Annotated in this window: 16 protein-coding genes and 1 pseudogene; 5 read left to right on the top strand and 12 right to left on the bottom strand. The window is 54.5% G+C overall.

The features are described 5' to 3' along the window. The 8 genes from OC446_RS12260 to OC446_RS12225 all read right to left on the bottom strand — a co-directional run. Nucleotides 1-297 (bottom strand): hypothetical protein (locus tag OC446_RS12260; protein ID WP_262029306.1); only part of this gene is annotated, 297 nt, incomplete at its 3' end. Nucleotides 298-374: 77 nt separating this feature from the next. After that, a complete protein-coding gene (locus OC446_RS12255) occupies nt 375-1142 on the bottom strand; it encodes an ABC transporter ATP-binding protein (RefSeq protein ID WP_262029305.1) in 768 nt (255 codons plus the stop codon). A gap of 9 nt (nt 1143-1151) precedes the next feature. Then, nucleotides 1152-2006, bottom strand: coding sequence for an ABC transporter permease (locus tag OC446_RS12250; RefSeq protein WP_262029304.1), 855 nt, complete (start codon nt 2004-2006; stop codon nt 1152-1154). A 73-nt stretch (nt 2007-2079) separates the two neighbouring features. Continuing rightward, a complete protein-coding gene (locus tag OC446_RS12245; RefSeq protein ID WP_262029303.1) occupies nt 2080-3387 on the bottom strand; it encodes a nucleotide sugar dehydrogenase in 1308 nt (435 codons plus the stop codon). Between the two features lie 840 nt (nt 3388-4227). Continuing rightward, the gene (locus OC446_RS12240; protein WP_262029302.1) at nt 4228-5628 is read right to left on the bottom strand and encodes a hypothetical protein; all 1401 of its coding nucleotides are present in this window, start codon (nt 5626-5628) and stop codon (nt 4228-4230) included. Between the two features lie 396 nt (nt 5629-6024). Next, nucleotides 6025-6990: an NAD-dependent epimerase/dehydratase family protein gene (locus OC446_RS12235; RefSeq protein WP_262029301.1), complete on the bottom strand. Its 966-nt coding sequence runs from the start codon at nt 6988-6990 to the stop codon at nt 6025-6027. Beyond that, on the bottom strand, nt 6987-7979 hold the full coding sequence (locus OC446_RS12230; RefSeq protein ID WP_262029300.1) for a glycosyltransferase: 993 nt from the start codon (nt 7977-7979) through the stop codon (nt 6987-6989). The genes OC446_RS12235 and OC446_RS12230 overlap by 4 nt, the downstream gene beginning before the upstream one ends. Nucleotides 7980-8055: 76 nt before the next feature. Then, the gene (locus OC446_RS12225) at nt 8056-8355 is read right to left on the bottom strand and encodes a hypothetical protein (protein ID WP_262029299.1); all 300 of its coding nucleotides are present in this window, start codon (nt 8353-8355) and stop codon (nt 8056-8058) included. Between the two features lie 1294 nt (nt 8356-9649). On the opposite strand from OC446_RS12225, the gene OC446_RS12220 reads away from it, so the two are divergent. Both OC446_RS12220 and OC446_RS12215 read left to right on the top strand, forming a co-directional pair. Then, a complete protein-coding gene (locus OC446_RS12220) occupies nt 9650-10732 on the top strand; it encodes a lysylphosphatidylglycerol synthase transmembrane domain-containing protein (protein WP_315986498.1) in 1083 nt (360 codons plus the stop codon). Between the two features lie 29 nt (nt 10733-10761). Continuing rightward, on the top strand, nt 10762-12102 hold the full coding sequence (locus OC446_RS12215; RefSeq protein WP_262029297.1) for an NAD(P)/FAD-dependent oxidoreductase: 1341 nt from the start codon (nt 10762-10764) through the stop codon (nt 12100-12102). 1415 nt (nt 12103-13517) lie between these two features. On the opposite strand, the pseudogene OC446_RS31030 reads toward OC446_RS12215, so the two are convergent. Beyond that, nucleotides 13518-13706: pseudogene (locus tag OC446_RS31030) on the bottom strand (transposase); the annotation flags it as partial. Nucleotides 13707-14042: 336 nt separating this feature from the next. On the opposite strand from OC446_RS31030, the gene OC446_RS12210 reads away from it, so the two are divergent. After that, on the top strand, nt 14043-15287 hold the full coding sequence (locus OC446_RS12210; RefSeq protein ID WP_262029296.1) for an acyltransferase family protein: 1245 nt from the start codon (nt 14043-14045) through the stop codon (nt 15285-15287). Nucleotides 15288-15423: 136 nt separating this feature from the next. Here OC446_RS12210 and OC446_RS12205 read toward each other — a convergent pair whose 3' ends face one another. Both OC446_RS12205 and OC446_RS12200 read right to left on the bottom strand, forming a co-directional pair. Further along, entirely contained in the window at nt 15424-16908 is a 1485-nt protein-coding gene (locus OC446_RS12205) for a class I SAM-dependent methyltransferase (protein WP_262029295.1), read from the bottom strand. Nucleotides 16909-16916: 8 nt separating this feature from the next. Next, the gene (locus tag OC446_RS12200) at nt 16917-17666 is read right to left on the bottom strand and encodes a class I SAM-dependent methyltransferase (RefSeq protein WP_262029294.1); all 750 of its coding nucleotides are present in this window, start codon (nt 17664-17666) and stop codon (nt 16917-16919) included. Nucleotides 17667-18608: 942 nt separating this feature from the next. Between OC446_RS12200 and OC446_RS12195 the strand changes: the two genes are divergently transcribed. Beyond that, on the top strand, nt 18609-18953 hold the full coding sequence (locus OC446_RS12195; protein ID WP_315986499.1) for a helix-turn-helix domain-containing protein: 345 nt from the start codon (nt 18609-18611) through the stop codon (nt 18951-18953). On the opposite strand, the gene OC446_RS12190 is transcribed toward OC446_RS12195, so the two are convergent. Next, nucleotides 18925-19882 (bottom strand): IS630 family transposase gene (locus tag OC446_RS12190; RefSeq protein ID WP_262029293.1). Its coding sequence is split into 2 segments (ribosomal slippage): nt 18925-19539 and nt 19541-19882, totalling 957 coding nucleotides; the frame shifts between segments, so codons are not numbered across the junction. The genes OC446_RS12195 and OC446_RS12190 overlap by 29 nt on opposite strands. Before the next feature lie 26 nt (nt 19883-19908). Here OC446_RS12190 and OC446_RS31025 point away from each other — a divergent pair. Further along, nucleotides 19909-20148, top strand: coding sequence for a winged helix-turn-helix domain-containing protein (locus OC446_RS31025; protein WP_410055066.1), 240 nt, complete (start codon nt 19909-19911; stop codon nt 20146-20148). The last annotated feature ends 47 nt before the right edge of the window (nt 20149-20195 follow it).

Below are 20195 nucleotides of genomic sequence, written 5' to 3'. Positions count from 1 at the left end.
TATGCGTTGGACCGCTGCTGCCGGTCCGGGAAGGCCGCGGGCCAGGGCCCGCAACGGCCGCGTGACCTTCCAGGACAAGGACCCCTGGAGCCCCCTGACCTCCGCCTGCAGGCGGCGGACCGTGGCCTGGAGCACGGCGATCTCTTCCCTTTGCCGCTCGATCTGCACGTGCAGGGGCGCGGCCTCGGCCATGGCGCCCGCTTCGGCTTCCGGGCTCAGGGACTGCTGCGTATCCCGGCTCATCGACCCAGGGCCTTGCCGCTCAGCGATCTCGGAGCCGGCGACGCGCATGGCCATGCGGATTTCGACGCGATCCGACCGCTCGCATGATGTCCCTGATCCTGGAGGTGCCATCCCGATACCGCCATGAGCCGTCATCCGTCCCTGGAATCCACACCGGCGGCGGCAGAATATTGTTCGATGACCTCTTCGAGATCCCCGAAAGCCTTGATGCGGCCGTGCTCCAGCAGGACGGCCTTGTTGCACAGGTCCCGCAGGACCTTGTTGGAGTGCGAGGCCAGGACGAGAAGTTTGGACTCCTGGGCGAACGTCTCCAACTTTTCGTTCGCCTTCTTCAGGAAGCGCGCGTCGCCCGTCGCGACGACCTCGTCCAGAAGCAGGATATCCGTCTCGACATGGGTGGAGATGGCAAAAGCCAAGCGTGCCCGCATGCCCGAGGAATAGGTGCGCATGGGAAGATCGAGAAAATCTCCCAGCTCGCTGAATTCGGCGATGGCGTCAGCCTTCTTCTTCAGCTCGGCCTTGCTCATTCCGAGGAACAGGCCGCGAATGAAGATATTGTCGTAGCCGGTGGAATCCATGTCCATGCCGAAGCCGAGGTTCAGCAGCGGCGCCACGCGGCCCTGAATGGTCGCCCGTCCATGCGTCGGCGCATAAAGTTTGGCCATCACGCGCAGAAGTGTGGTCTTGCCCGCCCCGTTGTGCCCCAACAGAGCAAGACGATCGCCTGCTCCCAACATGAGCGACACTTGATCGAGGGCACGCACCACCATGTGTCCCGACTGCCCCGAGGACAGTTGCCCGCCGATGTGCCTCTCGTCCTTCGATGAGCGTCGCCGATCGGACTTCCACGCCTGAACTGGAAATTCGAGCGATATGTTCTCAAGCTTGATCAGAGCCATGATCCGCCCCTAAATCCAGAACGCAATCCGCCGACGCCAATGGGCGTAGATCGGCAGTGTAATGCCCCAGCCGACCAGCGTGATGCCGCTGGCTACGGTCCAGATTAAGGCGCCCGGCACTTGTCCCAGAAGCGGCGCACGCACCAGTTCAATGAAGTAGTAGAACGGGTTAAGGTACACGAAAATGGCCCGGAGCCCACTGACGCTGTCTGGATACCAGAGAATGGGGGTTACAAAGAAAGCGAGACGCATCGCATTCGGGATCAGCTGACCGAAGTCTCTGTAGCGCACATTGATGAGTCCCAGCAGGAGACTCACCCAAATCCCGTTGAACAACACGAGCGCCAACGCCGGAACCACGAGAAATACGGCCGGAAACGGCGATACTTGGTAGAGAACGAGCACCCCGATGTAAACGAGAGAATTGAATCCGAGGATGATCAGGTTCTTCCAGAGAAGCTTATAGACATACACCGTTCCAGGGACGGCGATCTCCCTAATGGCGGCGGCGTTGCTCACGAAGGCATCCTTGCCCTCGATCACCAGCGCCTGCAGAAACGCCCATGTCATATACCCTGTCACGAGGTGCGGGATATAGTCTGACGTGGGACGCGACATGATCCCACCGTACAAGCCACCGATGCAGATCGCCACGAAAGCCAGGCTGAGCGTATTCCAGAACGGCCCGATCTCCGAACGGCGGTGGCGCATCTGGACCTCACGCCAACCTAGCGTCATCCAAAGTTCGCGCCAACGCCACCCATCTCGAACCTCGCGCAGGACCTCCAGCACTTGCGAACCGACCGTTCTCGACTTCGCGTCCTTGAATCCGTCGTCCGCGCTGGGGCTATCAACCTGCAACACCAAACGTCTTCTCCTTCCGCCTGCGTTCAACGACCAGGCAATGGTACAATTTCAGAATTCCGCACCTGCGGGATCAGGCCTTCACCACATTGCTGCGAACGCCCAGGTACCGCCCTCGGGTATCCACGATGAGCTTGGCGTGCTTTTCGATGGTGTCGTAGTCGAACTTGTCGTGATCCGTGGCGAGCAGCACCAGATCGTAGCCTGCCAGCGTCTCCGGTGTCAGTTCGACGCTTTTGAGATCGAACGAATAGCGCCGCATCTTTGGGAAGGCCGGGACGTGCGGATCGCTGTAGGCGATCTCCGCCCCCTTTGCCTGAAGGAGCGTCATCAGCTCGACCGACGGCGACTCCCGCATGTCGTCGACATTCTTCTTATAAGCGATGCCGAGCACGAGGATCCGGCTGCCGCGGATCGGCTTCTCGCGCTCGTTCAAACCATCGGCGATCTTCTCCACCACCCATTCCGGCATCGTGCTGTTGATCTCGCCGGCAAGCTCGATGAAGCGCGTGTGAAGGCCGTACTCGCGCGCCTTCCAGGTCAGGTAGAAGGGATCGATCGGAATGCAATGGCCACCGAGACCGGGTCCCGGAAAGTACGGAACGAAGCCGAACGGCTTGGTTGCGGCGGCGCGGATCACCTCATGGATGTCGATTCCCATGCGATCCGCAATGATCTTCATTTCGTTGACGAGGCCGATATTGACCGCGCGATGAATGTTCTCGAGAAGCTTCGTCAGTTCGGCCGCCTGGGTGGAGCTCACCGGAACGACCGTGTTGATCACCTGCCCGTAAAGCGCCAGGCCAACCTCCAGGCAGGACGGCGTGCTGCCGCCGCACACCTTGGGAATGGTGTGCGTGCTGAACTTGGCGTTGCCAGGATCCTCGCGCTCCGGCGAGAACACGAGGAACGCGTCTTCGCCGACAGTGAATCCGGCCTTCTCGATCCGCGGGCGCAACTCCTCTTCCGTCGTACCGGGATAGGTCGTGCTCTCCAGGGACATGACCTGGCCAGCCCTCAAATGCGGGACGAGGGCATCGACTGTATTCAGAACGAAACTGAGATCCGGCTCCCGGTATTTGTTGAGAGGGGTCGGCACGCACAGGATGAGCGCATCCACGTCACGGGCGCGGGACAAATCGGAGGTCGGCTCGAACCCGCTGGCAATCGCCCTGGCGATCCCCTCCGAGCCGATATGCTCGATATAGGTCTGCCCCTGGTTCAGAACATCGACCTTGCTCTGGTCGATATCGAAGCCGACGACCTTGTACCCGACCTCGGCATATCGAAGAGACAACGGCAGACCGACATAGCCCAGTCCGACGATACCAATCACGGCGGTCTTGTCGTTCAGCTTTTTCAGCAACGTATCTTTGTGCATCGAAAATCTCGGCTTCAGACTCACGGGACAGCGCGGCCCCTTCTATAAGGGCATTGATCCAGACCACATACCTCCGGAAAGCGCTATAGTGCCGCGCCTTTCGCCAGGGAAGGACATTCCAGCCAGCGAGCCTGACCGGATTTCCGTCAAACGCCGCTATACCTCTTCGGCCCTGCTCCAGCAACCCAGCCAACGCGCCGGTTCCCCATCAGCCGACCATTCTGAGCGAAGCAGTCCCGACCGCAACAAGATGGAGAATTAAAGCCTTGAGTCAACGAAGGCTTTTTGTGGCGAGCCCAAAGGCGGAGCCCGGGGAGGCGGCCGGCGAGAAGCTCAGCCGTTTGCTGCGCCGCGCTGAAGACCGGGGAGGCAAGCAGCAGCTCTCTCCATGTTCCCAAGATCGCTCTATTACGGCGTGCCTTATCTAAGGGCTCACCTGCGCATCATGCGGCTGAGCAGAAACACTATTCCAAGCTTGTACCGCTCGCCCTGGTTTTTGGGTCGGCATTGCCAAAGGTACAGCGCCTTGGCATTGGCCGATAGTTGACTGGCCAATGCCAAGGAAATCTGGAACATCGTTGCTCAAGATGCTGGCCGAAGCTTCGCAGTTAAAAGGAATATGAGCATCACCATGGCAGAGAGTTTAAGGCGTTGCCCGCGACTGCGCCGACGCCTTTAACCATATTCGGCGGCTGGATAAGGACCGAGTTATCACGCCCAAAAGGTGACGGATCTGACGGAGGATCTGGATGCTCTCGAACGTGAACCGAGCGGAGTAGCCGTCATTAGCACAGCCCATGGACGAACTGCGGCCCGTCAAACACATAAGCTATAGATAGTTTAGACACCGCCGACGCGGGAATCCGGAAGAACCCTCTGAAAACAACGATAAGCAAGCCAACCGGATAGAGGTGGTAAGAGCCACATTGGTAACGCGTATCGAGCCTGAACCTCAAACAGCAGAACATGCAGCCCAACTAGCGCAAAAAATGGCAAGGCGGCCACAAATAAGACCACCAGACCAGCCCCGGATCCATAGGTTCGCCGCGCCGTCAAAGAATAGCCAATTACCATTGCGGCTGCTGCTGCTTTAAGTAAGGTTCCAATGGTTTCATAAAAGCTTAGGTAGATCGGAGCGATTTGTATCAAGAAGCGAATTTCTTCCGGAGATCTCAAAACTTCGGATTGTGTTGCTGCACTATTTATTGTCTCAATAGGAACATTAATAGCTTCAGCGAGCAGCTCGTTAGATCCACTCGGTGCATAAAGAGCCCATTCTGCTCCAAACTCTGCGAACCCAAGGAAGCGACGAAGTTTACACCGGTAAAGTACTGGTAGATTTGACCAACCTGTGCTACGCATTCTCTCCCATGTGAAATGGAGTAACGGCTCAGTCGCACGCTGACGTCCTACACGCGAAAGCTCCATGGACCAACCGCCACACCACGATCTATCCTGCGTCAGATTATGCCCTGTAGAAATTACAGATCGCACTACAGAAGGGGCAAAATCTCTGGCCTTAGAGGCGCGGAGGAGCAGGAATTCGAATGTGATGAGAGCCGTGGTTGCGATAATCAATACGAGCAGCGTCGATAATATGAAGGCCCGAATTTGGACGATATTGCCGACTCCGCTTGCTTTAGTGTGCTCTTGACGTAGTCGCTTTTGCAAGACGAAGGCAATTGTTGGCAGGAGAACAAAAGCAATCACAATATATGTTTGGCGAAGGGAGGCTGACGTCCCAAGCGCAAGGCCTGCCAAAGCTAGGAGGCCCACGCGAGACATAGACCCTACTGCCCCGACAAAAGCAATCTCCACTAAAAGGTAGATGGAGAGACCAATTACGAACAAAAATAGAGATGGAAGGTCGGTCGATACCACTGGAGCCATAGGAGCGCAAGCAAGAATGGCCAAGACAAGCGTTGCGCCTGACCACAACCTCAGAAGGACCGGCTCTGTAGCAGGAGCGGATCTCGCGAATGCCCACAGACAAACAATTGCGGCGGCTCCGAGCGCTCCATTAATGGTAAAGGCGGCCCAGTAGGCTGGTATATTAGTTAGCGGGCTATAGAGAATACCAAGCACACCACCTTTGTGATAGACCGAAGCGTCATGAGCTAGTATCCAATAGTATAGGAAGTCGCTAGTTGGTTTGGTTCTGAATACGATAGTTGTCACTCCATAGGACAAAAATAGTATTAACAGCGTAGTCACGAATGTGAGGTTGAGCTTAAGTCTCATTTTTGGATGATTGACTCCTTTTGGAAGCATGGGCTTATCTGGAAAAATGTCGGATTGTCCAGCGTCGTGAGCGAACAGAGTTGGTTCGAGCCATCTGGAAATGTATCTTTCAGGCTGCAAATCGTATTCACAGACACAAGGTCCCTAATGTCTTCCCATGCTACACCGTCTCTATTAGAGATGGAGATGTCGAATAGGAAAGGCACTTTTAATACGCGGTATTAGGAGAAGATTTTAGAGCATCGGACGCTTTGTCGGACCCGCCCGGTTCGCACCTCTGCACAACGGAGAGGGCTGGGGTGTTGCGGATCCGACTTTCAGTCCGATGCTCTAGCCCAAAAAAATGAAAATTCGAAGCTTACGATGAGTTTCGCGTGCATGAGTATTTAGCACGGCTTAGGTTCTGGCGGGCTGGGCAAACGAACTCATTAGCTGCCGCGCCGTTTGGCGGATACCCACATTGAGGTCGGTTGGCAGCCAGCCGACAGGTAAGACGCTTTGAGCAAAGCTAATGTGACTTGCATTAGACGGATTGGGATCGAATTGAAGGTAGAGCCGCCTACCAAGGGCATGTTCAATCTTCGAAAGCATCTCAAACATCGAGCTCGGTTTACCACTAGCCAAAAAGAATACGCTTGATTCCCCTAAAGGTGTAACGCACCGCTCAGCCACAAACCTACCAATATCTGACACAAAAACATAATCGCGTATTGTACTCGGCTCACCGAAGATCCGGGAGACCCGCGCCTGATGCGCGTTGTGCACTAGCGCATTCACTAATCCCAACCGAACACCAGTTCCTGCGAAGCCGTAAATAGAACTCGGCCTATAGATTTGCCTCGTCACAAACGGTAAATGCTGAGAAAGGTGGACCTCCTGTCTTATTTTAGCTACGCCATAGGCGCGTCGTGGGTGCGGGACGCTCATTTGATCTACGTTACGCTGACCCTCAAAAATGCCGCCGGCAGAACTAAGAAGATGAAATGCGTGACGTACTTCGGGAAGCTGTGAGTAAAGGCGCGCGCTCAGCTTAAGAACATCCGTGTAGGCAGCTAGTTCGGGCTCAAGATCTACCAGCTGTGAATTGAAACCTGCCTTTCCAGCTGACCAGATGACGTCTATTCTTATCAATGCCGCATTAAATTCACGCCCCTCATTTAATATATATCTCTCAATTGCCAAAGCGTCGTGAGCCCGTTGACTTGAGTGCTTCCAATCAAAAGAGAACTGTCGTTGTTCGAACCCAAGAACGTTGCTCGCATAGGCAACAATCGAACGCCCAACTAATCCAGCACCGAACAGAGCAATAATCTGCTTAGACGCAATTCCAGCATTAGAATAGCAACGTTTGAGGATGATCATTGTTTATCCAAACGGAAATACTCAGCCAAAGCTATGTCTGTACTTCTATCGACTACGAAGAATATCGGCTTGCCATGCGCATTTAGAACTAACAGCGAAAGATACTCTAAGACGATGCCTATCAGGAATGTGACTGTTCCCCCAAGGAAAAGCATTGTTAACATAATTGAAGTCCAACCGGCGGTCACAAGCGGTTCTGAATAGAGAAACACTCGAGAGACGAACAAAATCAATGCCGCCATAGAACTCAAGATGACCACAGACAATCCCGCTAGACCTCCAATTCGGGTTATTTTTGCCCCACTAGACATAAGCATCCGCCTCGCGTGGGACAGAAGTTTCGACAATCGGTAGCCGCTTTTTCCCTCCCGAATAAATCGCTCGTCTTTTAGCTGCATGCGAACGACTCCAACCCTCTGGGTAAACCAAGATAAAGCTACGTCAAAATATGTATCGTGCCCACAGACACTGCTAGCTGCGCGCGCCACAGATCCACGGATCAAACGGAAGCTATTGAAGTGCCGCACATTCGGATTGCCGCTAAACTTCTCAATCAACCTCTTGTAGAGAACCGATCCGAGATCGCGCACATGGTTCTCGTGCACCGACTCCTCAGCATTAGCGTAAACGATGTCACAACCACCGTGTGCCACCTTTCGGAAGAGATCGTTGATCCGATTCGGCGGATGCTGAAGATCCTCGTCTATTGTTACAACCCAATCTCCAGATGTATGCAGAATCCCAGCGACTGTTGCTGGATGCTGACCAAAATTGCGTGAAAGATGAATAGATGCCACCCACGAATGTTCGCGTGACAAGTTATCAATAATATCGGGTGAAGTATCGATTGCAGCGTCGTCGACAAATATAATCTCCGTCAATTTTAGCGGAGATCCCTCGTCGAGCCACCGACTACGCAACTGCCGCAATGATTCGAACAGTGTTAATAGATACTTGGCGCCAGAATACACAGGAACCACGACCGACACCGTTATTTCTTTCTCAGAGCTGCTCTCAATCAACTTGCATCATCCGGGTTCAATTTGATTTCGGTTCCCTTATCGCCTAATGGCTGGTTTTCCAAGATACTTGCCACCCTTCTTTTGAGGAATCCTCAGAGCACTGCTGAGAAACCACCAGCGAGGCTGGATTATATAGCGTTAAACCCATGGAAATCATATTCGCATCCACGAGCAGCGTAAGCGCGAGAAGATGTCTCGACCCGGCCATCTCAAACCTAGCTAATTCGGTGAGCGGGTTTTGGGCCGTCATTAGCTTGGCGTAGGCGAGCGACGAGAGACCACTGCGCTGACGCAGCAGTAGCGCCATCGTGTGGCTGACGAGCTTGCGCAGCCACCGGGCCATCAAGTGCCACACGCCCCGTGCCCACATCCGCTTAGCATGATAGCGCTAGGTCAGCTGGCTCAGGACGGTCTCAATCCTGCGTCGTGTCTGCACGAACCAGTGCGGCCGGCCTCCCGTACTCGCCGCCGCTCCTCGAGGCGACACCAGTAGAGCAAGCCCCGTGTCGCCAGATCCTCCCGCAGGCATGGACTCCAGTATGCGCCGTCCCCCAAAGCCCATCCGCTCTGGCCGGCCTGGAGTTCAGGCGCAAGGGCAAGATCAGCCGCATCGGCGCGTGCTAGGGCGGCGGCGGTGATCACGCCCAGCGACGTGTCCACGGATGCAGCCGCAAACCGTAGTAGGCCTGATGAGCGAAGAGCATCATGACCGGAGCTGGCAATACCCGGGAGCTCGCGACAAAAATGCACCCACGCCAAGTGGCAGACCGGTACCGGCAGGCTGTCAATGAGCGTTAGCGCTGGGTCCTGACGAGCCGTTGCGGCCAGTTGCTGCCACAGCCGGGACTTGACCACCCACAGGTTAGCCGCCTAACGTGCGATGGGCGGTTCGCAAGCCGGGCAATAGGTCGCCGAATTGGCGGCGCAAATAGGCATAGAACTCTGGGTCGATATCGATGTGCAGGAACTCGCCGACCGCTTCAATAGTCAGAACGTCGCTGTCGGCCAGCGTAGGTGCAGGACGGGACTGGCGCAGCTTGGGGCAGGATTAGTGGAAGAAGTCGTCGATGGCACTGAAGATCGTTATGATGAATCTCTCGAGGCCCATGGCAGGCTCCTCTGGCAGCAAACAGGCGCCGCAGGCTGGTCACCGCTTCAGGATAGCCGTGGATCTCGAGACTTAAAACCCCGCACACCGGGTTAGCTAGGTTTTTGACTCGTTTGCACGATTACGCCCGTGCTAGCCCCCCCTCGGATGCTCAATCCTTGATGGCGGCGCTACTTCGCTGGTTTGCTCCATATAACAAACTTGACCCACATCGAGTTACCGGCTGTCGTACATCTCGTGGGTTCATCGCAATCCGACGATCCAAGGAAGTCATATCCACTCTTTAAGGACAACAGGATTGTCAGCATAGCTAAATGTAGAATAATCGACTTAAACGCAATCTGCTTTGCTGTCCTTACGTACACTCAAATTTGTTCATTACTATTTGGATGAAAGCGCAACCATTGCCGCCTGTGAACAACAATGTATCAGAGGCAGGCTTGGCGCATGGAGTTATCAGTGCTAAGGACGCGGTGAAATAGCACCACCTTCGGCTGATCGCGGGCATGGGACGTATAGTCCTTCGCGGATGAGCGGCAAGCCACTTTCCGATTACCAAGTCCATAGGTTTGATGAGATGAAAGTCGCCTTGTCGCGTAGCGTAAAGCCCCAAAGGAAGTCTCTGTCGTGGCGACGCTGGATCCGTCCCGTGATTGGATTGAGCGTGACGATTCTATTTGCTTGGCTTGTTCTTGAGCGCCTTCCGCTCAATGAATTGCCACAGCATCTCGCAAACCTAAATGGATTTTATATCCTGTCGGCCCTGCTGTGTCTGGTGTTGGGTTATACAGCAAGGATCCTACGCTGGTGGCGGATGCTGCACGCAACAGCTCCTTATCTCCGTTTAAAGGATACGGCTGCACCATTTTTGATCGGAATCGCGGCAAACAACGTTCTCCCGCTCCGGGCAGGCGACATTCTGCGGCTATTTGCCTTCCATGATCGTCCCGGACTTGAGCCGAGCCGGATAGGCGGAACACTCATTGTTGAACGCCTTCTCGACCTCCTCGTCCTCTTGTTCATTCTCATGATCGTCCTTCCGACTGTCCCTGTTGGGGATCAAACACTTCTCTCCCACCTCTCAGTCTGGACCGCTATATTGGGACTTATCGGTTTGGTTGGGCTATTTTGCTTACCCATGGTCCGACGTTTCGTACTTGTCCCTCTTCAACGCAGTCTAAGACTCCAACAGTCTACATTAGCGCTAAAGCTGCTTAATATCGGCTTCGACATCACCGATACCATTATCTCGCTCGGTAACCTGCGCCGTCTGACTGAGCTGGTCCTACTTTCGAGTGTAGCTTGGCTGCTAGAGGGAGGAGTGTTTCTTTCCATCGCGACGGCAATGGAAATCCAGGGCGGGTGGGCTGTCGCTTATACGGCTCTAGCTATCGCGACGCTTGCGACCCTCATCCCGAGCTCCCCGGGTTACATAGGGACCTTTCATTTCTTCGCTATGCAGGCTGCAACCTTCTTTGGAAACCTAGAAGCCAAGGCGGCCACCTTCGCGATAATTGTACACTTGATGCTTTGGCTCCCCACGAGTATGGCAGGGGCCCTTGCGTTCTTAGCGACGTCCTTCAAGGGCTCAACCTCAAAGATCCGCCTGTAATTCCCGCTCATCTTAGTGAATGCCTGACCATGACCCTTAGTCCCGCCACGTCCCCGCACATTGCCATCATCGGAGGAGGGTTCACTGGCCTAGCCGCTGCCTACGACCTCACCAAGGCAGGTGTGAAGGTAACAATTCTCGAAGCCGACGCATCCCTAGGTGGCTTAGCCGGTGGGTTCGATGTCGGTGGATACGTGCTTGAGCGCTTCTATCACCATTGGTTCAGCAATGATCAGCACGTGGTGAACATGGTCCGAGAGCTCAATCTTGAGGAACAGGTTGTGCTACGCCCGACACGTACGGGCATGTACTACACCAAGAATTTCTTCAAACTTTCGAGCCCAATTGATGTCCTTCGCTTCACCCCCCTCAGCCTTATCAATCGCATCAGACTCGGTCTCGTTGTGCCTCGAGCCCGCGCGGTCAAGAACTGGATGAAACTCGAGAATGTAACCGCTCGTGAGTGGCTGATCCAAACGTGCGGAAAAGAGGTCTTCCGTATTGTTTGGGAGCCGTTGCTAGTTGGCAAGTTTGGTCCGTATGCGGACAAAGTTTCGGCGGTCTGGTTCTGGAAAAAGATTGCGCTACGCGGCAGCTCACGCAGTTCTGATGGGAGGGAGATCCTAGCTTATTACCGCGGTGGTTTCGCGGCTTTGGCCGACAGCATTGGTCAGAAAGTGCGCGAGCAAGGGGGCGATATCCGCCTCAACACATGCGTGACAGGGATCGAAAGCAGAGACGGTCTTGTCACGGCTGTAAAAACTGAGAGCGAGTCTATTCCCGTGACTGGTGTCCTCGCAACGCCCGCTCTCCCTCTAATCGCAGATTTAGTTCAGGGCCATACTCCAAAGCCTTACACGGACAAGCTTCGACGTGTGCAGTATCTTGCCAATATCTGTTTGGTCTTAGAGCTTGACCGCAGCCTGTCCGATACATATTGGCTTAACGTGGCTGATCCGAACTTCCCGTTTGTCGGCGTGATTGAGCATACCAATTTCGAGCCCCCAGAATCATATGGAGGGCGGCATATTGTCTATCTATCCAAGTACCTTCCGGCTGAAGATCTTCTCTACAGCATGTCTGATGATGAGGTTCTGGATTTTTCGCTTCCACACATCAAAAGGATGTTCCCGGCATTCAACCGCTCTTGGCTTAAGGCTCATCATGTATGGCGTGCCGAATATGCTCAGCCTATCATGGAAAAGAACTATTCTCAGATGATGCCGGCAGTGGAGACGCCGTTAAAGAACCTGTTTATCTCAACTATGGCGCAGGTTTATCCTGAAGATCGGGGCACTAATTACGCTATCCGCGAGGGCCGAGCCGCGGCTAAATTATTTATAGAGCGCCTCGCAAGTGAAAGACTGTGAACAACGCTATGCTAGAGAAAAGTCAAGATATTTTCACTAAGAAGCGTTACTTAGCATGCTTAGTATGTATTTCGATATTAATGATACTCGTAAGCTTTGTGTCGTTTGGCGTTGCAGACAATGGCGATTTCACAAGGTATTTTGGATACTACGTTGAGCGGCCTCTGGGAATGGCTGTGAATTGGCCGCCGCATGGAACAGAAGAGTGGAAGGCAAGGTTCTTTTTAGAACCAGTTCGGTTTTGGGACGAGGCAAAAACCCAGTCAGTTACGATCCCATGGTTTACGTCGGCCCATATTACCTGGCAGATCGGAAAATGGCTCAACAATGCCGTTCGAGGCGACGGCGTTGTTGACATCCTACTGATTTCCTTTCCTCTTTTAACAATCCATATCTTATCATACTTATACTTGTGCAAATTCAGTCTACGGAATACATCCAGCTCTAGCCCGATCATACTGCTTAGCTTTCTTTTCTCGGATGGCTTATTTATTGCATATTACAACTCCTTCTTTGCCGAGGGCCTCGCGTTTCTTTGCACGTTAATCGTAACTGGAGTATTCGCGGTTCACTTGTATAGACCTGTCCCCAATGGGAATTTCCGCATATATGTTTGGATCTGTCTCGGACTTACATTACTCATTTGTATTAGCAAAAGACAATATGCCTATTTTCTATGCATATCTTTAATATACGCTACGTACCTATATCTAACAGACAAAAAGTCTAAGTTCCGGCTCGCCAGAGGAATTGGCGCTTTCGTACTTTTTTCTCTCGCAACTATAGCTTCACTTTGGCTTGGCCGGTCGGGGAACCCTCAGGAGCTAGCAGCAGCCCGTGTGACAAGTTATCATTCTATTTACTATGGAATTTTAACACATTCCTCCGCCCCAGAGCAGCTTCTAGAGAAGTTGAACTTGCCTGCGTCATCTAAACCGCTCATCGGATCTCCTGCATTCAATGAACAAAGCATGGCGCTTATAGAGCAACAAAGCAACCTTAGCCTTAGATTGGTATTTCGCGCTATATTACACGAGCCAAAAGCCTACGCGAGACTATTACTTGCAAACAGTCAATTTCTCGGCGATTTTAGTTCGGAACTCGGTCTAGTTTTTGGGAAGCAGAAAGGCAGCATTCCACCGATGCTCCATCCGCTTTCCTACTATTTTACGAGTATTCGAGGGACAGCCATTATAATATTAACTGTGATTTCAGGATTATACTTGGTATTTAGAGCAGCTCTCAACAAAAGAGAAAATTCCGGCATCGCATATTTCTTTGTAATGATATATTTTTCTGTCTGCGTGCTCGATATAGTTGGTACAACATTTGACGGGAAGCAGGAAGTTTCAAAACACCTTTTGCTGGGTAGTCTACATTCGCTAGCGTTAATTACGGTTTCAATTTTCATAATGCTACAAGATTGTTATCACTATGCTTACAAAGGTCTCAGGGCACAGACCCGAAGTTAGACGCTCCGTCTTTTGAACTATTGTGATCTTTGTTTCACTGTCCTCCGAGGGCGTCAGTCCGCCATACTTTTTTCGCCTATGATAATAGGTCTGCTGCGAAATCCCGGCCCGGCGGCAGACCTCCTCGACGCTTGCGCCGTCATCGACCTACTTGAGGAGCAAAGCAATCTGCTGCTCCGAAAACCTGGACACCTTCATGGCCCGTTCCCTTCTCCCAGCTGGGAGAGATGACGGGAGAATTCCCACTTTGGCTGCTTCAGGTTCTAGGGATCAGGTCAGACGACGATAAGCTGCTCCGAAAACGTGGACACTTTCATGGCCCTTTCCATTCTCTCCAATCCTTGGTTCAGCCTCACATGCCATTGAGCTTACCGCCAATTACTTCCGCGACATCTCGGCGCCTCAGAACTTCACTTTGCCAGATTCTTCTAGGATGACGCTGGGTTACTGCTCAGGCATAAGTCACTAATGATTCGTAACCCAGCTAAGCTTGCTGAACTGGAGACCGTGCGAGGAGTCGCAGCCCTCGTTGTGTTGGTTCATCACTCCCTGCTCGGCTTTGCCCCGAGGCTTGAGGGCTTGTTCTTCCCCGCGGAGCGTTTTGGGCTCTTCGGGACGCCCCTCTACGCCATTGTGAATGGTTCGGCCGCAGTCACCCTGTTCTTCGTTCTCTCTGGGTTCGTACTTACCTACAGGGCTATAGGAGCTCAAAACTCATCGGGTCTCGGATTGGCGGCCCTTAAGCGGTGGCCGCGGCTAGCCGGACCCGTGGTGATCGTCAGCCTCGCCTCGGGCTTGTTGGTCTGGGCAGGAATGTACGCCAACCAGCCTGCGGCGGAGATCTCAAGGTCAACCTGGCTGAAGTGGTGGTTTGCGTCCTACCCCTACTCCGCCGTGCCGCCGCTTGCGGCGCTCGAGGAAGGGCTGCTTGGAACCTTCCTCGACGGCCGCAACTATTTCAACAGTAATCTCTGGACGATGTACTACGAGTTTTTCGGGAGCTTCCTGGTCCTCGGTCTCGCTTTGGTCATTGTCGAACTGAAGCGGCCGAGATTATCGATCCTCCTCAGTGCTGGCCTGTTTATCCTAACCTTATACCAAGCGCGGCTTTTTGCTCCATTCATTGGGGGCGTTATCGCGGCCCAGATCTACTCTCTGCATGTATTCCACAGGGTCCGCCTGGGGGGTGGCCCCGCTCTCCTCGTTGCAGCTGCAGCATTCCTGCTCTTTGGATTTAGAGAGAGTATAGACGGCAGCAAGGCTTTTGGCTTCTATGCAGTTCTGAATCAGGTTCAGGGCATGCCATTGGCCACGGTGGCAGTGCTCCTCCACACAATTGGGGCTCTGCTTCTCATGTGGCTCATCACAGCCTGCGCACCTTGCAAGCGCTTGTTTTCCAGTCGTATCGGGCTCTGGCTGGGCCGTATGTCATTTCCGATCTATCTGACCCACCTGCTTGTCATCTGCACGATTGGGAGTAGCATATTTGTCGCTCTCAAGCCCTATTTGCCCCATGCAGTGGCGGTCGCGCTGACAATCTCCGTTGTCTTCGGCATAACCCTTACCGTGTCATACCCTCTGGCGCTATTCGACAGTGTCTGGGTGCGGTTTATCAGCCAGGGTCTAGTCCGGTTGCCTGGTGCCCCCCTATCCAGTCCGATGCTGCCTCGCGAGAGGAGCCAGGATGCACGACCGCGAGCCAGGTATTGGTAACTTGAGTGATTACGACGTCTTCATCGAGCGTAAACAAGAAGCCCCGTTTACGCGGAGGTCGGTGGATCGAGACGAGTGGTGCAATCGTCGTGAATTACTGACACATCAGCCCGGTTGAGGTGTCTCCAATGAATGATCAATATATTGGGCGATAAACGCCATGCAGTTCTGTGGCCCATCCCCCGCTAATGTGGTGTGCATACTCTGCTTGCACGAGCAACTTCAAAAGTTGTTTATCGTCTGGGTCGGAAAGATTGTAATTCTGGTAATAAATTAGATCGATAAAGCGCCAGAGGAAGCAGTTTCGCTTGTAAACCTCGATTGGCAGAAAGAAACGAGATAAGGATGTCTCAATTTCGTCGCTCCGGATCCCTTCAAAGGTCGTTTCACTCAGGTCTTTGTTTGAGAGACTCTGGTCGACTTCGCCAGTCACTGAATTGCGTCGCAGGTGGTCTGGGAGAGCACAAAATAGCTCGTTCGCGACGCGATACTCAGGCTCGGCTAAACAGTTCCCCTTAGGGCCGACCTGCTCCCCGATAAGCCAGAGTTCGCCATCGCGCTTAGTATGATCGTGCAGGGTCCTCCAAATATGTTCGAGCTCAACAAGGTGATGAATGCCCGAAACGCATATCACGATGTCGTACGGTTGACTGAGCTTCATGCCGTTAAGGTCTTGCACGAGGCTCATAGTCGAAACGTGAGCGGGCATATAGCTTAATGCCCGCGCCAGCAGGTCCGCATTAATGTCGGCAAGGGTAAGGTGTACCGGCGTGATGACACTGCGAAGTAACGCGGCTTCGACTTGAGCGGTCCCTGAACAGATCGAAAGGACGCGAAGTGGCTGGCCATGGGCGGCTTGGGCCTTCTGCGCTAGCCGCGCCTCGAACGAGGGCGGTTTGACGGCGAGCATCTCTTGCAGAAGGCGCGAGCCGAACTTGAAAGCGTCCTCATTCGGCAGCGGCTCCATATCCAGGAAGCTCACTTGTACTGGAGCAGGCGCCAAGGACGTCGCGTCTGCATGTGGCCCGATCGTCGTCGCAGGCGGGGACAAGTGATCCTGCCCCTTGGCTCGGCGATCTCGCTCCTTATAGAGCGTATGATCGTAGGATGTGGAGAAATGCGCTATTTCATTCGCGCGGCGGAGGTCTGCGTAGGCACGGGCAGCCGCAAGCGACAACTCAGCGGCCGGAGCAACTGTGACATCCACAAGAGATGCCCAATCGCTCTCCGGATCCCCCGAGAAACCAGGGCCTGCAGTTATAGCGAGGTGAATTGATCGGCCAGAGAGATGCCCAAGCCCCAAGCGAGCGAAGCGGACATCGTCATCATCATTTGTGAGCGGAAGTACCGCAAGATGGTGTTCAGTCCCTGCCGTGAGGGCAGTCACGCTCAAGGTCATTCCATCGTTGGATATCTTAGATAGAGCACGGCCAAATCGCAGCTCCAGAACCGTCGTGGGCTGGATGTCGATAGGTAGAAACTCAATCCTCTCGCCTGTACGCAACGTCAGAGCAGGCCGCATTATGGTCAGATGGTCCGGCAGAAGCCAGCGATGGACTGCAAGCGGGATCTCCCTAAGGACAAATTCACTTTCGGGAGACAATGCGAATGAAGTGACCATTGAGCCCTTTAACGTTCCGACTTCCTTATGACAACAGTCCCGGGGTAGACATTCATGGACTGGAAGGGATGCGGACCAAGGTTGGGAAAGGGGCCTTCACCCTTGATATCGCCACCGGCTGCTATGTCCACCAGCAATTTGACGAAGCCAACCATGCCGTGATCGTGGCTGATCAGCCGCTTTGGGATCTCGCCTTGATACGATTCAACAGGAAAGCGTTGAAAGCTCCCCCCATCCGGCCAAGTGTTCCAATATCCCGTTCCCCAATCCTCGACAATATAGATACCACCAGGCTTCAGGCGCGGAAATACATGAAGAAATGTAAGAAGCGAGAAGTATCCGACATGAGAAGCATCGTCTAGGATAATATCAAAGCCATCCGGAGCATAGTCGACAGCAATTTTACTCAGCGCATCCCCATCTGTTTGGTTAGCTTTAAGATAAGTGACGTTCTTGAATCCCCTGAAATCAATGTCACGTATCTGGAGATCTATACCGACAATAGAGCCCCGTTCAAAATAGCGGGAGAATACCTTAGTACTCTCGCCCTCGTAAACGCCAACTTCTAGGAAGCGAATATCCCGCTCGCGCAAAGGGCTGAAATATGGCTCGTAGAAATCATAGAAATCGTAGGGCTTGGAGAATTCACCTCGAGAGGGATTGAGGCTCCGGGCGACGTCCACGAGAGTACGCCCCGGTCCAATCGGCGAACTTGTGCCGCCCGAACTGCGCAAGATATCGCTCTGGAGGGATGCCATCCTCACATCTTCGTTTTCACCACCAAGAGGGGTAGCCCGGATAACGGCTGACTCTAATGGTCCGAACGAATCGTTTTCTAGGGCTGGCCTATCAGGCATCGATCAGTCTCCGCGACGGGTGACCCTCATAGCAATTCTGATTGGACTGCAAAAGCCTCCTTAAGTAGCGCATCTCCGAAAATAAATTTATAGTCAGGCCCATCAGAATTCTTCAGGTAGGTGCTTTGGCGGCCATCACTCATGTGCGCTCTATGTAGATCTGCCCTCTGGCTTCTACGCGAAGTTTCACTGTAAGCGGTGTTATGGCCGCACCTTACATTGGCATGTCTGAGGAGTGCGACTGGAGATCTTGGATTGAGGAACGGTTAGTGCTGATGGTTGACCAAATGGCCGGCCCTGCTCGGCCGGAGCGTCTTTTTTGCGTCAGGTCCACGCGCAGGCGGCCCAGACCCACAGCCTTGAGAAAGCGGCAAACCGCAGCACGGTTGAGATAGGGCAGGAAGTACTTGACGATAAGGGTGAGATCATCGAGCGGAAAGCCGGTGGGCTGGCGCTACGCCGCACCGGCCACGGCGGCTCAAGCATATGATCAACCATCAACACAAAACGATCCCCTATCAGAGATCGTCAGCGTCGCCTCTCAGGCCCGCACAGGTAAGGTGGGGTCCAGACAGCGCTTACGCAGGCCCGAGACTTCGACGAAATGAGCATAGGACGCGCGCATAGGGCATCACCGCGGCCGTATTCTAATTCTGGCGGATGATACCAAGCGGCGTGATGGCTGACTCATTCAGGGTTTTCAACGGGTCGCATGTCTGATTCCATGGTGGCGAGCAGGAGGTTCGCCATGCGCCCAGGGATCGAGCCTCGCACAGACTATGGCGCAACCCGGCTGCGGGCCTTGGCCAAGGCCACCCGCAACACCGGGCAAAGTGACGCTTTCTGGCGCTGTCCGAGATCTATGAGGGCGGCTCGCGGAGCAAGGCGGCGCGGGTCGGCGGGGTCGGGCGGCAGACGGTGAGGGACTGGGTAGTGCGCTTCGATGCCCGTGGGCCCGGAGATCTGGTCGATGGCAAGGCGCCGGGGAATGTCTGCAAGCTGAGCATCCACCATCGCGAGGCCTTGCTCGCCCTGGTCGAGAGCGGCCCGATCCCGGCCGTTCACCGGGTCGTGCGCCGGCGGCTGAAGGATCTGGTGCAGTGGCTCTGGGACGAGTTCCGGATTGAGGTGAGCGAGACGACCCTAGAGCATCGGACGGTTAAACGGACGCATATCCGGCAGCCCTGAGGAAGTTCCAACACTCGTGCGCCTCGAAGAGATTGCATATGTTACCGAGGGCGCGCCAGAGCGCGTCAAAGGTGCGGGCTTCGGCCTTGCGCAGGTGCGCTTTAATCTTGGCGAAGGCTTGCTCGATTGGGTTCATAGCGGGCGAATATGCCGGCAGGAACAGGAACCAGGCGCCCTTTTGCTTCAGGCATTCAGCGGCCTTTTCGCTCTTGTGGACGGCCAGGTTGTCGAGGATCACCACATCGCCTTTGCGCAGCGTCGGCGCGAGCTGCGTCTCGATGTAAACCTCGAATGACAATCGGGTGATCGGGCCGTCGATCACCCACGGCGCGCTCAGCTCGCTACACTGCAGCCCTGCAATGAACGTGTGGGTTTTCCAATGTCCAAAGGGGGCGCTCATGCACAACCGCTGGCCTTTGCGCGAGCGCCCGTGCAGGCGCGTCATCTTGGTGTTGACGTAAGTCTCATCGAGAAACACCAAGCGGTGCGGCTGCTCGCGCATGCGCGGCTGACGGTGGGTCTGCCAGACCCGGCGCTCATCCCGCACGTCGGCGCGTGCGCACTCCGCCGCCATCAGGCATTTTTTTATATGAGAAGCCGCACCGGCACAGGAAGCGCGAGAGCATGGCAGGGGCTGCCACCACTCCGTGTTCCTCCAGTAGCCGAGCCGCAAGTTCAGGCATCGTGATGGCAGGCCTTGCCTCGACGGTCTGGATCAGGAAGCTCTCATAGGGCACGAGCTTGCCGCCTCCGGGCGGGCGGCCTTGCCGGGCCGGCGCCGGCGAACCGGTGTCCCGCGCTCGCCGCACCAGCTTGATGGCGAAGCTCTCGCTGACGTCAAAGTGCTCGGCTGCCGCCCGACAGGTATGGCCCGCCTCGACAAAGTCGGCCACCCGCACCCGAAGATCGAGAGAATAGCAATGACCCATGATCCACCTCCCGGCCGACGAAGTGAATCACAGCTCGGTCTCGCACAAAAGCCCAGGAGTCGGATTTCCGGTCCGGTGCTCTAGGGCGCGAACTGCGGGCTCTGAACTTCCGCAAGCTCTCGGCCCGGCCGCGCCATCATGAGAAGAGCGAAACGGCCGTGGCTGCTTTTAAAATCTATGGGCCGGCCGTGCGTTGCAAGAGGGCTGTTTCTGGTTGGATGAGAGACGGTTCGCATCAATCTATCCGGCCTCAGTATGGAGCTTAAGCTCCGGGCCAGTATGGGAATCCGCGCACCGAGCCTGCTTAGACTTC

The organism is Microvirga sp. Mcv34 (assembly GCF_024519725.1).
GTDB lineage: Bacteria > Pseudomonadota > Alphaproteobacteria > Rhizobiales > Beijerinckiaceae > Microvirga.
Note: the sequence above shows the minus strand (reverse complement) of the source record. Positions and strands in the feature narration are given on the sequence as shown.

What these genes read in the sequence shown, in the direction of transcription:
- OC446_RS12255 (WP_262029305.1), bottom strand. Translation starts at nt 1,142, where the DNA reads ATGGCTCTGATCAAGCTTGAGAACATATCGCTCGAATTTCCAGTTCAG.
- OC446_RS12245 (WP_262029303.1), bottom strand. Translation starts at nt 3,387, where the DNA reads ATGCACAAAGATACGTTGCTGAAAAAGCTGAACGACAAGACCGCCGTG.
- OC446_RS12240 (WP_262029302.1), bottom strand. Translation starts at nt 5,628, where the DNA reads ATGAGACTTAAGCTCAACCTCACATTCGTGACTACGCTGTTAATACTA.
- OC446_RS12235 (WP_262029301.1), bottom strand. Translation starts at nt 6,990, where the DNA reads ATGATCATCCTCAAACGTTGCTATTCTAATGCTGGAATTGCGTCTAAG.
- OC446_RS12225 (WP_262029299.1), bottom strand. Translation starts at nt 8,355, where the DNA reads ATGGCCCGGTGGCTGCGCAAGCTCGTCAGCCACACGATGGCGCTACTG.
- OC446_RS12220 (WP_315986498.1), top strand. Translation starts at nt 9,650, where the DNA reads ATGAGCGGCAAGCCACTTTCCGATTACCAAGTCCATAGGTTTGATGAG.
- OC446_RS12215 (WP_262029297.1), top strand. Translation starts at nt 10,762, where the DNA reads ATGACCCTTAGTCCCGCCACGTCCCCGCACATTGCCATCATCGGAGGA.
- OC446_RS12210 (WP_262029296.1), top strand. Translation starts at nt 14,043, where the DNA reads ATGATTCGTAACCCAGCTAAGCTTGCTGAACTGGAGACCGTGCGAGGA.
- OC446_RS12205 (WP_262029295.1), bottom strand. Translation starts at nt 16,908, where the DNA reads ATGGTCACTTCATTCGCATTGTCTCCCGAAAGTGAATTTGTCCTTAGG.
- OC446_RS12200 (WP_262029294.1), bottom strand. Translation starts at nt 17,666, where the DNA reads ATGGCATCCCTCCAGAGCGATATCTTGCGCAGTTCGGGCGGCACAAGT.